We start from the raw sequence: 14,326 nt of genomic DNA on the forward strand, positions 1-14,326 counted from the left end.
TGGTTGCCAAGTTTATTTTAATGTACATAAAATCAAAATAGTGAAAAAGAGCATTGTATTTTTCTTATTGATTTCCGGTTTAAGTTTTTCGCAGCAGAAAAATTTAAAGATCAATGATCTGCAGCCAAAATCTGAAAATTTTGTGTTTCCCGTGGTTACTTATCCGGAAAATCCGATTGCTGCCAATAAGATCAATACATTTCTTCAGGTCAGTGAGCTGGAATATGTTCCGGATTCCGGTGGGAATCCTTTTAAATTGGCTTCTACAGCAACCAATTCTTATTCCAACTACCTTTATTTTTATGATTGGGAGAAATTGGAAACTCCTGAAAATATCTTGACAATAGGTATTCATGGTGAAGCATCGGGAGCTTATCCGGAAGAATTTGCAGACTGGAAGAATTTTGACCTCAGAACAGGAAACTTTATCAATGCTGCAGATTTGTTTCAGCCCGGTTCAGTGAAAATTATCGAAGGGATCATTCAGAAAAGGATAAAGAAAAGAATTTCTGATTTCCTTGCCAGGCTGAAAGCTGAAAAAAATCCTGCAGAAGAAACTGAAGATCAGATTGCGCTTTACGAAGATTGTTTTACAGAGCATACTTTGGGAAGTGTCAAATATTTCTTTGGAAAAGATAAACTGACTTTTGTTGCCGGAAGATGTTCCAATCATGCCATGAGAGCACTGGATGAGCTGGACAGTCATGAGATAGAATTCACTTACAGAGCGTTAGAAAATTACTGGAGTCCTTATGCAAAAAATTTAATTTCAGGTTCTGAAAAAACAGATATAACCAGTATCAATAATAAATTATATAAAGGAAAGATTGACGGAAAGTATTCCATCACCGTTTTGATCGATCAGGTATATGATGACGGCTCTTTTTCTGCAAAATACTGGTATGATAAAAATAAAAAGCTGATTGAGTGGGGCGGAAATATAAAAGGAAACCATATCTCTATCATAGAAAACGATTATTACAGTGAAGAAGCCCACCAGTGGATTTTCAAAGCATTAGTAGAGGCTGATTTGCAAGGAAAGAAAATCATCGGAACCTGGCAGGATTATAAAACAAAAAAATATTTAACCTTAGAATTAGAAGAGTTATAAAATGAAAACAATCACATTAGTTTTTGGAGCAGTCTACGGAATGGTGTCTGTGATCCTGGGTGCATTCGGAGCACATGCTTTAAAGAAAATATTGGCTGTGGAAAGACTTGAAAGTTTTGAAACAGGAGTAAGATATCAGATGTATGCTGCTTTTTTCCTGCTGATCATCGGATATATTTTAAAGTTTGAAACCTCAGCTGAAAAGTGGACATCCATTTTGATGATTGCAGGAACATTTTTATTCTCTGTAAGCATTTATTTTCTGAGCATGCAGGATTATCTGGGAATGAATCTCAAATTCTTAGGGCCTATTACTCCCCTTGGAGGCCTGATGATGATCTTAAGCTGGGGAATGCTTATTTTTTATTTTACTAAAAACAGAATTTAGCGAATGAAAATTAATAGAAGAAGACGGTTAATACGAACGTTCAATCTCTTAGATCAACCTATCAGATTCAATCCGTTTGTATTCAGCCGGACTTTTTTTATGTGGGCTGTTACAGGTCTGGTAGGCGGTGTCATTGCCGGCGGATATTGGATCATACTGGAATATTTTACGGAATTTCTGGCAGAATTTCAAGGGTGGGAAGTCATTCCAACCATGGCTGTCTGCGGATTGCTGGCAGGACTGGTAATCCACTTTATCGGGGATCCGGGAGAAATTCATCTGATTGTTAATAATATCAGATTTAATAAAGGAAAGCTGGATCCGAAAAACAATCCATCCATGATTCTTTCATCACTTTTTTGTGTGGCATCAGGGGGAAGTTTGGGGCCGGAAGCTCCTTTAGTACAGGTTACCGGATCTACGGGAACATGGCTGGGGAAAATTTTCAGACTGAAAGGTGAGGAGCTGAGGTCATTAAGTATTGCCGGGATGGCGTCCGGTTTTACCGCATTATTTGGTGCACCGCTTGGAGGAAGTCTTTTTTCCCTGGAAATTTTACATCACAAACATGCGGTAGAATATTATAAAGCCATTATTCCGGCTTTGGTAGCAAGCTGTTTCAGCTATCTGATGTTTGCATTGATTATCCATCTGGGAATTGGGGCAACATGGGATCTGAAAGCGTATCATTACACAGGTGTATTTGATTTTCTGTATGCTGTTTTGTTCGGAATTGTGGGTACCTTATTCGGATGGATCTTCATTTTTGTAGTTAAATTTTTCAAAAAAGTTTTTGAGTACAGAAAATTCCCGATTTACATGAAAACATTGGCAGGAGGAATTATTTTAGGAATCATTGCCTATAATTTTCCCATTACAAGATATTTTGGACACAACGAGATCAATCAGCTGATCAGTGGAAACTTCGGACTGAATTTTTTAATCCTGGTTCTGGTTTTTAAAATACTGGCTATTGCCATTACAGTAACTTCCGGATGGAGGGGAGGATTTATTATTCCTTTGTTTTTTGTAGGAACAACATTGGGATTAATCATTCACGGTTTATTTCCCGCAGTAGATACCACACTGGCGATTGTGAGCTGCATGGCTGCCATCAATGCATGTGTGACGAGAACACCTATGAGCACGACCATTATTCTGGGAACCTTGACCGGATTTACTTATTTCGTACCGATATTGTTTGCCAGTCTTACAGGATATTTTCTGGCTCCGAAAATTCCGTTCATAGGGTCTCAGTCTGAGAAATTAGCGGAAGAATAAGGGGAAATCGAAGGATATGTTAAAAATCAAGTCAGCCAGTCTTTAAATTTTAAGTCAATAAACTTGAACTTCCGTGTCTTTTTAGTAAATTTGTCAACCTTTAAATTTTTAAATAAAATAATAAAAATAATATGAATCTTCACGAGTATCAATCAAAAGAGATTTTATCAAAGTACGGAGTGGCTATCCAACGTGGTTTCGTTGCAAACAACGTAGACGAAGCTGTAGCTGCTGCAGAAAAACTAACTGCTGAAACTGGCGCTCAAGGGTGGGTAGTAAAAGCTCAGATCCACGCAGGTGGTCGTGGTAAAGGTGGTGGTGTAAAGTTCTCTCCAAACATGGATAAACTTAAAGAAAACGCTCAGAACATCATCGGAATGCAGTTGGTAACTCCACAAACTTCTGCTGAAGGTAAAAAAGTAAATTCTGTTTTGGTTGCAGAGGATGTATATTATCCAGGTGAGTCAGAAACTAAAGAATTTTATGTTTCTATTCTTTTAGATAGAGCTGAGGGGAAAAATACAATCGTATATTCTACTGAAGGAGGTATGGATATTGAGCATGTTGCAGAAGTAACACCTCATTTGATCCACAAAGAAATCATTGATCCTGCTTTAGGCCTTCAAGGGTTCCAGGCCAGAAAAATTGCTTTCAACCTAGGTCTTGAAGGGAATGCTTTTAAAGAATTCGTAAAATTCATCGGTTCTCTTTACAATGCTTATACAGGTATTGATGCATCTCTTTTCGAAATCAACCCGGTGTTGAAGACTTCCGATAACAAAATTATCGCTGTAGATGCTAAAGTAACTTTAGATGACAACTCATTATTCCGTCACAAAGACTTAGCAGAATTAAGAGATACAAGAGAAGAAGATCCAATGGATGTAGAAGCTGGTGAAGCTGGTCTTAACTTCGTAAAATTGGATGGTAACGTTGCTTGTATGGTAAACGGTGCAGGTCTTGCTATGGCAACTATGGATATCATCAAATTATCAGGTGGTAACCCTGCTAACTTCCTTGATGTAGGAGGTACTGCAGATGCTCAGAGAGTACAGACTGCTTTCGGAATCATCTTAAGAGATCCGAACGTAAAAGCAATCCTAATCAATATCTTTGGAGGTATCGTAAGATGTGACAGAGTTGCTCAAGGGGTTGTAGACGCTTACAAAGCTATGGGAAGCCTTCCGGTTCCATTGATCGTAAGATTGCAGGGAACTAATGCTGTAGAAGCTAAAAAATTAATTGATGAATCTGGTCTTCCGGTTCACTCTGCAATTACTTTAGAAGAAGCTGCAAACAAAGTAAAAGAAGTTTTAGCGTAATCTGAAATTTTCAAATAAAATAGAAACCGTTCCAATTTTGGAACGGTTTTTTAATGGGAACAAGAAACAGTATTCATGAAGAACTTATATATTCCGGAACCATGCTCTGAAGATTGGGAATCTATGTCTCCACAGGAAAAAGGAAGGTTTTGCTCCGCCTGTAATAAATGTGTTATTGATTTTACTCAAAAACAACCTCAGGAGATTCTACAAATTATAGCGGAGGAGAAGGGGAAGCAGATCTGTGGAAGATTTTATAATCATCAGTTGAAAATACCTGATCAGTCTGAAAAATTGAAGGAACGCTTCTTTAAGTATATTCCCTCTTATTTTCAGAATAATAAAATATTACTCACATTATTTTCTTTAGTTTTATTTTTAATGGGCTGTTCAAAACCCAAAGAAGAGGTTTGTATGACAACTGGATTTGTAGATATTATAGAAGAAGATTCTAGTGTTGCTAACAAAGACTATGTTATGGGGAAGGCGATTATAGACAATGATACAGTTGCTAAAATTCCTAAGAAAGATAGCGCCATAATTCCTAATCACACTGCAAAATAATTTATTAAAAAAGGACTGGGAGAGTTGACGGCTTTTTATTACAGATACACGATTTTTTTAATATAAATTCTTGCGGCATTACTGACAAAATGCTGCTTCAACTCATTGGATACGGCTTAAACCTAACAGGTTTTTAAAACCTGTTAGGTTTTTTCTTAGCAATCATCATAAAAAACCACCCCGGTTTTGAGGTGGTTTTATTTTATCTGTTTGTTACTTATCCTGATGGTTTTCGGGTAAATTGGTTTCTCCACTTGTAATGCTGATACTGGTTGGGGTTACCAGCTGGATTTTGTCTGTGTCAAACCGTTCCTTGATATCCAGATAAGCCTTACTTCTCACTTGTGCGAGATTGGCCCCTACTTTTATCCAGAATTTCACCTGAAGATTAAATGCACCTTGTTTAAGGTCTGTGAAGATTACTTCTGCAGTATCTAATTTATCCACATTGTCAAGATTTTTTACTACATCAAGAATTCCCTTCTGAGCCTTAGTAATGTCTTCATCAGCAGGAATCTCAAAATTTAAAATAATCCTGCGCTGCGGGGAAGCTGTAATGTTGTAAAACGGAGCATTAAAAACTACCTGGTTAGGGATATAAGCTTTCTTTCCGTCATCGGTAAGAATCTTCGTGGTTAAAAAGCCAATTTCCTGAACTGTGCCGGAATGGGTTCCAATGGTAATATAATCTCCTACTTTAAATGCTTTATCAATTCCTATCAGCATCCCCGAGAAAATACTTGAAACAAGATCTTTCAGTGCAACCCCGGCAATAACCCCGGCCACTCCCAAACTTCCGATAAATTTCCACAGAAAGCCACTGAAGCCCATAATTTCGAGAGAAATAAAAGTCCCCATCAGCATAATCAGAAATCTGAAAATACTGATCAGTGTAACCAATGAACTCTCTTTCTGACTTTTCGGGAAAAATTTATGAAATAATTTTACGGCTCCTTTGCTTAAATATTTACTGCTGATAAGGAAAAAGGTAAATACCAGAATTCCGACAATCAGCTTCGGGGTTAGCTCGGCAAAGGTCATATACCAATTTTCCAATACCTTATAAACAACATCTACATACCTGAGTCCGGTTTTCTCCATGGATACAAATTTTTATTTAAATATATAAATTTTCATCAAAAAATTTGCCAGTTCCAAAAAGTCTACTAAATTTGTAGACTATAAAAACGGAATATTATGTCAATTAAATTAGGAGATACAGCACCCAACTTTCAGGCAGAGTCATCTGTAGGTGATATTAATTTTTATAATTATCTGGGAGATTCCTGGGGCATTCTGTTTTCACATCCGGCAGATTATACCCCGGTATGCACTACAGAACTGGGATATACGGCAAAGCTGAAGTCTGAATTTGAAGCCAGAAATACTAGGGTCATTGCCCTGAGTGTGGATGGGGTGGAAGATCATCAGAATTGGGTAAAAGATATTAATGAAACCCAGAATACCCATGTGCAGTTTCCTATTATTGCAGACAAAGACAAAAAAGTTTCGGAGCTGTATGATTTTATCCATCCCAATGCTTCGGCTACAGCTACTGTACGCTCTCTTCTGATTATTGACCCTTCCAAAAAAGTAAGACTGATTATTACCTATCCGGCCTCTACAGGAAGAAATTTTGAAGAAATCCTTAGAGTGCTGGATTCTTTACAATTGGTAGACAATTACCGTGTGGCAACACCCGTAAACTGGGAATACGGGGAAGATGTAATTGTTCCTCCCACCATCTCAACAGAAGAAGCACGAAAAATATTCCCGAAAGGGGTAACGGAAATAAAACCGTATTTGCGATACACCCCTCAACCCAATACATGATTTATTTGATTTTTTATAGTTTAGTTTTAATTTGTACGAAAAGCGCCCCGGAAATTTTCCCGGGGCACTTTCATTTTTTTATAAGTATTTCAGTGATTACTTAACGTCGTTGATAATCTGCTTAGCTTTAGACGTTGGAAGATAGATCTGGAAACCTAAACCAAAAGTAATTTTGTTAGTATATCCTCCGCTTCCGAATCCTGCGTTAGCGTCATATTTTACTAAACCTTCCAATCCGATGTTTGGAGTGATGAAGTAAGAATAACCAGGTCCGAATCCAAAGTTAAGACCATTAGAAGAAGAACCTCCTTTAGAGATTGACATACCTCCAACACCTACATTACCTTCAAAGAACCATCTTCCGTGGTGCAGCAGGTTGTTTACTCCCTGTTCTCCCGGGTTAAGATAGTAACGCCCTAATGCTCCTACATTATATGTAAAAGTAGTGGGTGCATCCTTAGCTCCTTTGAAGCCTAAATCTACATATCCCCCAACTGCAATATTATCTTCGATGAAATATGCTCCTTTTGGCTGAATAGAGAAGTCATACCCTGCTCCTTCATTTAAACCAAAATTAGCCCCTGCAAGGTTCCCCCCTACCATCCAATTACCTTTCTGAATCTGAGCGTTTGCAGTTGCTGTTAAACCTGCTACAGCTAATATCCCTGTTAAAATAAGTCTTTTCATAATTTATTATTTTAATAATTAAATGTTTATTATTCACGAATTATAGAAAAAACAATAAATGTGCCATACTCTTAATTTTACGTAATTTTTCTAAATAAACGTTAACATTGTCAGGAAGATATATTTTATCTTTTTAACATATTAATTGAAAATGTTACAATCATAAAGATAATAAAATAAGGTTTTTAAAATGAAAATGATAAGAATGGGTGGCGGATCATTAATTGTATAAACGCATTAGTTTCTTATTATTAAATAAATAGAAGAATTAAAGAAATAATAAGTCCGGCAATGGTAAACCTGATTCCGCGTTTGAATGCCTTTGTCTTGGGATTAAACATCCAGAAACTTGAGATCACGAAAAAGAAAAGTGAAACTCCGAAGAATACACTCAGGGGCGATATGGCATCTTTGGATTGAGATTTGTGAAGAGAAACCATTTTGTCTAACACGAATGGTAATTCTTTTTTGGTGTACTTTGCTTTTCCGGTTGCACTGTCGTAGGTTCCCTGCTTAAAATAAAGGATACTTCCTTCTGTTTTTTCAACTTCCAGGCCTTTCATCTTAAGTTCCTTTTTCAGTTCTTTTTCAGAAAGATTGGCTGCGATGTTTTTTTCATATTTCTTTTCACTTTTCAGGAAGTCGGTGTCTCTGTATACCAGAAGGATTCCACTTATTGAGTATACAGCCATAATTCCCGCAAGGAAATAACCCAGATAGCGGTGTGTAACTCTCATAAAGCTTCTTGTATCTTTAATCTTATCCATATCTTGTTTTGTTTTTATTTTAAAATTTCAAAAGTGGAAACTGCAACAAATGCAATTTCCACTTTCATGAAAAAATTACTATATAAATTCTAGAGTCTGTATGTCAACGTGAAATAGTAGTTTCTTGGAGTGATCGGATTCACTGAATAATTCTCGTGAACATTGTAATTTACAACATCAAACAGGTTTCCAACTTTCCCCTGGATTGAGAATTTTTTCCATTCATATCCTACTGAAAGTGAAACAGTGGTATAATCTTTCAGATCAAACATTCTGCTCACGTTGTTTCTACTTGTGTTTGTTGATTTTGTATCATTCCATCCGGCTATTCTGTCTCCAATATAATAGATTCCGGCTCCGATTTTTAACCCTTTTAGATAGTTTGTAAATTTATAGAAAACCGAAGCATTTGCTGTTGTAGCTGGTGTTCTTACCAGTCTTTGCTTTTCAACATATCCTTTTTCAGGAGTATCAATATAAACGGAGTTATTATAAGAAAAACCTCCGATGATAGATAAGTTTTCTGTAGGATTTCCCGTGATGTCTAATTCTACACCCCGGCTTCTCATATTTCCTGCAAATTCTTTAAGATTGGCATCTGTTGAATTTACAGGTGCTCCGTTTGGAGCAGAAGCGAACCAGTATGTTTGATAATAGTTGTTGTACATAATCTGGTAAGCCGTTAAGTTAACAGCTAAAGCATTGTTCCAGAAATTCTTTTTAACACCAATTTCGTATTGATCAACCGTTGAAGGCTTTATGCTTTGTCTTGATAAGGTAGTTAACTGATTTTGAACATCTGTAACAGGTTGATTGGTATTTACTGTTCCAAATTGATCTGAAGTATATCCGGCATTTGCTGCGAAAGAATTTGTATAAGTTGCAAATACTGAAAGGTTTTCATTGGGAGCATACACCAAACCAACTTTCGGAGAAAACGCATTGTCAGACGTTGAAGAATTAGCTACTTCAATTTTATCATTTAATGTAAAGCGGGTTGTCAGCGTAGGCATATTTTCTATATAAGACCATCTTAGCCCTGCTATCACTTTTAATTGTTTTGTTAAACTGATAAAATCCTGTGCATAGATCCCGATTCTTCTTGTATTGATTCTGTTTCTTGTACTAAGAGTAGAATTTGGCATATCAATACTTCCCCATGTTGAAGGATCATCTAGATACAGAAGATTTTTTGGTGCTGTAACAGTATAAGCATATGCATCTGCCTGGCTGTAATCAGCATCTGCACCAATTAAAACTTTGTGGTTGATTTTTCCTGTATTGAACTCTCCGTTGATGTTAACTTGTGCTGAAGTATAATTTTGTTCGTTATAAGTTTTGCCAAAAGGTCTTTTCCAGGATAATCTGTTAGGATCTACAGTGGCATCTTTGGTGTCATATATCCATTGCACTCTTTCAGAAGAAAAATAATCTTTCGTATAGTTTTGGTAAGAAGCAATCGCATTTAAAGACCATCTTTCGTTAAATTGATGATTAAAAGTTACATTCGTAGAAGCTTGCTGTACATTTTGATATTGCCAATCAGTACCGAAGAAAGTGTTTCTTGAAGTGGCATCATTCAATCTGTAACTTTGGTCTTTTTCAGTAATAGACCCAAGCCCGAAATCGGGAGTGAAATTAGTTTTAAGGTAATCCGCTTCCACAATCAATTGTGATTTTGGACTTAAATTGAAAAGGAATGAAGGATTGAAATAATACTTCTCTGATTCTACAACATCTCTGAAGCTTTCTGCATGCTCATAGGCTCCGTTTACTCTGAAAGCAATATTTTTAGATAATGGGCCATAAATATCAACCGTTGGTTTATAAGAATTCCAGCTTCCTCCATTCAGACCGATGCTTCCACCAAAATTGAATTTAGGTTTTTTTGTAATCATATTGATAACACCACCAGCTGCAGTATTACCAAAAAGCATGGCATTCGCCCCCTTTAAAACTTCTACTCTTTCCAGACCGCTTACTTCAGGGAAGACACCGCTGTTCACTCTTGAACCGTTTTTAAAAATATTATCATTTCCTAAAATGAAGCCACGGCCACCAAAGCTATCCTGAGAATTTCCTCTGGATGAAGTGATATACAATCCATTGACATTCTGAAGAACATCACTCAACTGTTTTGCCTGCTGCTGCTCAATAATTTCGTGCGTAACAATAGCAATTGGCTGTGGATTTTCCATTACCGTCAGATTTGACTTTGTCGATAATGGCCTTGCCTGGTTGGGATTTCCTGTTTTATGAAGATTGATATCCTCAATGGTTTGAGTTCTGATAGTGTCTGCTTCAGCGTTTTTCAGCTGTGAACTTGCCGAAACAGCGATAAATAGAAGACCTAAAGAAAGTAATTGTCTTTTCATTTTATTTTTATGTAGAACAGTTTTAAATAAGCCGCAAATGTAAGTATTTGTTTAGAATAGATAAAAATAATTTTATGATTTAAATCATATTTTTTTAGCGCTCATGAGATGGATTATTTCTATACCCTTTTTAGATCAGGGAATAGAGAACTTTTTATGAATATATTTGTTAAAAATTATAATATGCAATTGGTAAAAGCAGGGCTTTGTGCCTTTGGAATGAGTGGAAAAGTTTTCCATGCACCGTTTTTAAAGGAGCATCCGGGATTTTTTATTTCTGCGGTGGTAGAAAGAAGTAAGGAAGAGTCGAAGGAGAAGTATCCGGAAGCAACAATTTACCGTTCTGTGGAAGAAATGCTTCAGCAGGCAGATATAGAACTGGTGATTATCAATACTCCCGTTCAGACCCATTATGAGTATGCCAAAAAAGCGTTGGAGGCGGGCAAAAACATTATTGTGGAAAAGCCTTTTACAGTAAATGTTTCTGAAGCGGAAGAACTGGTAAATCTGGCTGAAGAAAAAGGATTGTTCCTGAGCGTATATCAAAACAGAAGGTTTGACCGTGATTTTTTACAGGTTCAAAAAGTGTTGGATGAAGGGAAATTAGGAAACATTAAAGAGGTTGAGATCCGTTTTGACAGGTTCCGTACCACTCCCAGCGGAAAACAGCATAAAGAAAGCCCTGATCAGCTGGGAGCTGGATCGCTTCATGATCTGGGAGCACATCTTGTAGATCAGGCTGTACAGTATTTTGGATATCCTGAAAAACTTTTTGCAGATGTATTTTCTATGAAAGGAAAAGAATTTGCCAATGATTATTTTGAGATCCTTTTATTCTACAAAAACGATCTGAGAATAAGACTGAAATCTTCTGTTTTCAGTAAAGAAGGTCATTATGCATACACCATTCATGGAGACAAAGGGAGCTTTCTGCAGGAAAGAACCGATAACCAGGAAAATGAACTGGTAGCAGGCGCTGTTCCAACATATGGAAAGGAATGGACACAGCCTTTGAATGCACCGGACGGAATTTTAAACTACCTGAATGCTGATTCTGAAACAGAAAGAATTCTTACCTCAAGTACAGCGGGAAATTATATGGATTATTACCAGAAGATTTATGAACATATGGTGTTCGGATATGACTTGCCATCTCCGGGAAAAGAAGTTATTCAGAATATGAAAATTATTGATGCTTCCCTGGAAAGCGCAAAAGAAGAAAGAATAATCAAATTATAAATGATGAATGAGTTCAAAGAGTTTGAGAGTCGGAGAGTTTGGGAGTGAGAATTTCTATTCCGATTACTTTAAACCCTGTACCTTGAACCTTTGAACTCATTCATCATTCTTAAAGCAGTTCCTGAAGCTCCAGCCATCTCATCTCATGGTTCTCCAGTTTTTCTGAAACGGTTTCCAGTTCTGAAGAAAGTTTGGCTATTTTCTCATAATCTGCTTCGTTATTGAGCTGATCCAGAATTTTAGTACGCTGTTCTTCCAGTTCAGGCATTTCTTTTTCAATAGTTTCCAGCTCCCTCTGCTCTTTGAAAGTTAATTTTCGTTTTGTATTGGAAGGTCCGGTATTTTCCACTGTGGAAACAGTTTCTTTAACTGGTTCAGGCTTTGCAGCCATATTTTTTTCTAATGCTTCTTCACGGCTTCTGGCTTCTCTGTATTCTGAGAAATTTCCTACAAAATCCCTGATTTTCCCATTTCCTTCAAATGCCAGAACATGATCTACAATTCTGTCCATGAAATATCTGTCGTGGGAAACAATAATCAAAGATCCCTGAAACTGCTGAAGGAAGTTTTCCAGAACCGTTAATGTCGGAAGGTCAAGATCATTCGTAGGCTCATCAAAAATCAGGAAGTTAGGATTCTGATACAAAATATACATCAGGTGGAGTCTTCTTTTTTCACCTCCTGAAAGCTTTGAAATCGGGGAATATTGGGTCTGGTCATCAAATAAGAACAATCTCAGGAACTGTGATGCAGATAAGCTTTTACCATTGGCTAAAGGATAAAACTCTGCAATTTCCCTGATGAAATCAATCACGCGCTCATCCTCTTTATAGGTAAGGCCTTTTTGTGAAAAATAACCGAAAGAAATTGTTTCACCTGTTTCAATTTCTCCTTTATCAGCTTTTTCATACCCCTGAATAATATTAAGCAAGGTAGATTTTCCGGCGCCGTTTTTTCCAACGATTCCTACTTTTTCTCCCCGTTGAAACTGATAGCTGAAATCTTTTAAAAGAACTTTAGGACCAAAGCTTTTATCAATATGCTTGAGTTCAAGAATTTTATTTCCTAAACGTTTCATTTCAAAATCCAGTTCCAGCCCGTCTTTTCTGGTATCTGTTTTGGCTACCTTTTCAGTTTCGTAGAATGCATCAATTCTGCTTTTTGATTTTGTAGTTCTGGCTTTTGGCTGTCTCCGCATCCATTCCAGCTCCTTTCTGTAAAGGTTGTTGGCCTTATCAATCGTGGCATTAAGATTCTCCTCACGAATCATCTTGTTTTCAAGATAAGTGGCATACGAGCCGTTGTGAACATAAAGATTCTGATCTTCCATCTCCCAGATAATATCACAGACGCTGTCCAGGAAGTATCGGTCGTGCGTTACAAGCAATAAGGTTATTTTTGCTTTGTTCAGGTAATTTTCAAGCCATTCTACCATGTCCACATCAAGGTGGTTGGTAGGTTCGTCCATGATAAGGAGTGTATGTCTGTGCTCAGCTCTTGTCTCTGTTAAGAGTTTAGCCAAAGCTACACGTTTGATCTGCCCTCCGGAAAGGGTTCCCATTTTGGCATCCAGATCGGTAATTTTGAGCTGCGAAAGAATCTGTTTCATTTCATTCTCCAGATCCCAGGCCTTATGAACTTCCATATCAGCCAATGCCTTTTCAATAAAATCATTATCTGTGGAATGGAGTGATTGATGATAATTCTTAAGCGCCAGAATAGGCTCTGAATCGAGGGTCATCATAAATTCCTCAATGCTGAGATTAGGGTCATACTCGATTTCCTGGTCAAATAATACCACCTGGATATCTTTATTAATGATCGCAGTTCCGCTGTCTGCAATTTCTTTACCCATTAATATTTTCAGAAGGGTAGATTTTCCACTTCCGTTTTTGGCAACAATAGCTATTTTATCTCCCTCATTGATATGAAAAGAAATGTTTTTAAACAAAACCTTGATGCCGTAAGATTTGGTAAGATTTTCTACAGAAACGTAATTCATTGGGAATTAATGGTTTGATTTTAATTTTGAATTGAACCGCAAAAATACGAAAATGTACCTGAAATTTTCTGCAACCTCTTTTATAAATCAATATTTATAATTTTTTAATAAACCTGAGGGAAGTACTGAAAAAACTATTCAGTAAATTTGATTGGCTGCAATGTAAATAGTTCGTAAAAAAAATAATAATACAAAATCTGATTGAAGTAATGAAAAAAGTAATTGTCGACATGGATGGGGTAATGGCAGATGTGTATCATCAGTTGGTGCAATTTGAAAAGAGAGATACCGGAAGAGAAGTTAATATCAGTGATTTAGTGGGAAGGCCGGAAATAGAAGCTTTTCCAAATGGCAAAAAACACGTTAATGAAGTGGGCTTTTTCAGAACTTTACCGGTAATGAAAGGCAGCCGTGAAGCAATGGAATATCTGAACAATAAATATGAACTTTATATTGTGTCGGCCGGAATGGAATTTCCCAACAGCTTAAGAGAGAAGTATGACTGGCTCGCAGAACATTTTCCATTCATTACATGGGAACAGATTGTCCTTTGCGGAAGTAAGAAAGTGGTTTCCGGTGATGTCATGATTGATGATTATCCTAAAAACCTGGACCATTTTTCTGGTCAGAGATTAATCTTCACCCAGCCTCATAATGAGCTGATCGAAAATAAAACTTACAAAAGGGTTCACTCCTGGGAAGAAATTATGAATATCCTTTAAATCTGGGGGGAAATTATTTTCAGAGTTATGGTGAA

13 protein-coding genes are annotated in these 14,326 nt (G+C 37.0%); 8 read left to right on the forward strand and 5 right to left on the reverse strand.

Translation table 11 applies throughout. The features are described from left to right. Positions 1 to 40 precede the first annotated feature (40 nt). The 5 genes from ACR1PO_RS06710 to ACR1PO_RS06730 all read left to right on the forward strand — a co-directional run bounded on the left by ACR1PO_RS06710 (position 41) and on the right by ACR1PO_RS06730 (position 4,666). The gene (locus ACR1PO_RS06710) at positions 41 to 1,111 is read left to right on the forward strand and encodes a hypothetical protein (protein WP_433986263.1); all 1,071 of its coding nucleotides are present in this window, start codon (positions 41 to 43) and stop codon (positions 1,109 to 1,111) included. Between the two features lies 1 nt (position 1,112). Beyond that, on the forward strand, positions 1,113 to 1,499 hold the full coding sequence (locus ACR1PO_RS06715; RefSeq protein WP_433986264.1) for a DUF423 domain-containing protein: 387 nt from the start codon (positions 1,113 to 1,115) through the stop codon (positions 1,497 to 1,499). Positions 1,500 to 1,502: 3 nt separating this feature from the next. Continuing rightward, positions 1,503 to 2,780 (forward strand): chloride channel protein, encoded by a 1,278-nt coding sequence (locus ACR1PO_RS06720; RefSeq protein ID WP_433986265.1) that lies wholly within the window; start codon positions 1,503 to 1,505, stop codon positions 2,778 to 2,780. 131 nt (positions 2,781 to 2,911) lie between these two features. Continuing rightward, complete coding sequence (sucC, locus tag ACR1PO_RS06725) at positions 2,912 to 4,102, forward strand: ADP-forming succinate--CoA ligase subunit beta (protein ID WP_066697176.1); 1,191 nt, start codon at positions 2,912 to 2,914, stop codon at positions 4,100 to 4,102. A gap of 75 nt (positions 4,103 to 4,177) precedes the next feature. Then, the gene (locus ACR1PO_RS06730) at positions 4,178 to 4,666 is read left to right on the forward strand and encodes a hypothetical protein (protein WP_433986266.1); all 489 of its coding nucleotides are present in this window, start codon (positions 4,178 to 4,180) and stop codon (positions 4,664 to 4,666) included. 213 nt (positions 4,667 to 4,879) lie between these two features. Here ACR1PO_RS06730 and ACR1PO_RS06735 read toward each other — a convergent pair whose 3' ends face one another. Further along, positions 4,880 to 5,767 carry a mechanosensitive ion channel family protein gene (locus ACR1PO_RS06735; RefSeq protein WP_332385279.1) on the reverse strand — a complete coding sequence of 296 codons (888 nt, stop codon included), beginning with the start codon at positions 5,765 to 5,767 and terminating at the stop codon, positions 4,880 to 4,882. 96 nt (positions 5,768 to 5,863) lie between these two features. On the opposite strand from ACR1PO_RS06735, the gene ACR1PO_RS06740 reads away from it, so the two are divergent. Next, positions 5,864 to 6,499, forward strand: coding sequence for a peroxiredoxin (locus tag ACR1PO_RS06740; protein ID WP_433986267.1), 636 nt, complete (start codon positions 5,864 to 5,866; stop codon positions 6,497 to 6,499). A 96-nt stretch (positions 6,500 to 6,595) separates the two neighbouring features. On the opposite strand, the gene ACR1PO_RS06745 is transcribed toward ACR1PO_RS06740, so the two are convergent. The 3 genes from ACR1PO_RS06745 to ACR1PO_RS06755 form a co-directional block, all read right to left on the reverse strand. After that, positions 6,596 to 7,186: a hypothetical protein gene (locus ACR1PO_RS06745; protein ID WP_332385281.1), complete on the reverse strand. Its 591-nt coding sequence runs from the start codon at positions 7,184 to 7,186 to the stop codon at positions 6,596 to 6,598. A gap of 251 nt (positions 7,187 to 7,437) precedes the next feature. Continuing rightward, the gene (locus tag ACR1PO_RS06750; protein ID WP_433986268.1) at positions 7,438 to 7,953 is read right to left on the reverse strand and encodes a hypothetical protein; all 516 of its coding nucleotides are present in this window, start codon (positions 7,951 to 7,953) and stop codon (positions 7,438 to 7,440) included. 89 nt (positions 7,954 to 8,042) lie between these two features. Beyond that, complete coding sequence (locus ACR1PO_RS06755; RefSeq protein ID WP_433986269.1) at positions 8,043 to 10,328, reverse strand: TonB-dependent siderophore receptor; 2,286 nt, start codon at positions 10,326 to 10,328, stop codon at positions 8,043 to 8,045. 183 nt (positions 10,329 to 10,511) lie between these two features. On the opposite strand from ACR1PO_RS06755, the gene ACR1PO_RS06760 reads away from it, so the two are divergent. Next, a complete protein-coding gene (locus ACR1PO_RS06760) occupies positions 10,512 to 11,567 on the forward strand; it encodes a Gfo/Idh/MocA family oxidoreductase (RefSeq protein ID WP_433986270.1) in 1,056 nt (351 codons plus the stop codon). A 109-nt stretch (positions 11,568 to 11,676) separates the two neighbouring features. Here the strand turns inward: ACR1PO_RS06760 and ACR1PO_RS06765 are convergent, their stop codons facing one another. After that, positions 11,677 to 13,569: an ABC-F family ATP-binding cassette domain-containing protein gene (locus ACR1PO_RS06765; RefSeq protein ID WP_433986271.1), complete on the reverse strand. Its 1,893-nt coding sequence runs from the start codon at positions 13,567 to 13,569 to the stop codon at positions 11,677 to 11,679. A gap of 209 nt (positions 13,570 to 13,778) precedes the next feature. Here ACR1PO_RS06765 and ACR1PO_RS06770 point away from each other — a divergent pair, with 209 nt between their 5' ends. Then, positions 13,779 to 14,291, forward strand: coding sequence for a 5' nucleotidase, NT5C type (locus tag ACR1PO_RS06770; RefSeq protein ID WP_433986272.1), 513 nt, complete (start codon positions 13,779 to 13,781; stop codon positions 14,289 to 14,291). Positions 14,292 to 14,326: the final 35 nt, after the last annotated feature.

The organism is Chryseobacterium amylolyticum, assembly GCF_051011775.1.
Lineage (GTDB): Bacteria > Bacteroidota > Bacteroidia > Flavobacteriales > Weeksellaceae > Chryseobacterium.

Bases quoted from the DNA above. Each gene is read 5' to 3' on its own strand.
- ACR1PO_RS06760 (WP_433986270.1), top strand. From the start codon at position 10,512: ATGCAATTGGTAAAAGCAGGGCTTTGTGCCTTTGGAATGAGTGGAAAA.
- ACR1PO_RS06745 (WP_332385281.1), bottom strand. From the start codon at position 7,186: ATGAAAAGACTTATTTTAACAGGGATATTAGCTGTAGCAGGTTTAACA.
- ACR1PO_RS06765 (WP_433986271.1), bottom strand. From the start codon at position 13,569: ATGAATTACGTTTCTGTAGAAAATCTTACCAAATCTTACGGCATCAAG.
- ACR1PO_RS06750 (WP_433986268.1), bottom strand. From the start codon at position 7,953: ATGGATAAGATTAAAGATACAAGAAGCTTTATGAGAGTTACACACCGC.
- ACR1PO_RS06735 (WP_332385279.1), bottom strand. From the start codon at position 5,767: ATGGAGAAAACCGGACTCAGGTATGTAGATGTTGTTTATAAGGTATTG.
- ACR1PO_RS06770 (WP_433986272.1), top strand. From the start codon at position 13,779: ATGAAAAAAGTAATTGTCGACATGGATGGGGTAATGGCAGATGTGTAT.
- ACR1PO_RS06755 (WP_433986269.1), bottom strand. From the start codon at position 10,328: ATGAAAAGACAATTACTTTCTTTAGGTCTTCTATTTATCGCTGTTTCG.
- sucC (WP_066697176.1), top strand. From the start codon at position 2,912: ATGAATCTTCACGAGTATCAATCAAAAGAGATTTTATCAAAGTACGGA.
- ACR1PO_RS06715 (WP_433986264.1), top strand. From the start codon at position 1,113: ATGAAAACAATCACATTAGTTTTTGGAGCAGTCTACGGAATGGTGTCT.
- ACR1PO_RS06740 (WP_433986267.1), top strand. From the start codon at position 5,864: ATGTCAATTAAATTAGGAGATACAGCACCCAACTTTCAGGCAGAGTCA.
- ACR1PO_RS06720 (WP_433986265.1), top strand. From the start codon at position 1,503: ATGAAAATTAATAGAAGAAGACGGTTAATACGAACGTTCAATCTCTTA.
- ACR1PO_RS06730 (WP_433986266.1), top strand. From the start codon at position 4,178: ATGAAGAACTTATATATTCCGGAACCATGCTCTGAAGATTGGGAATCT.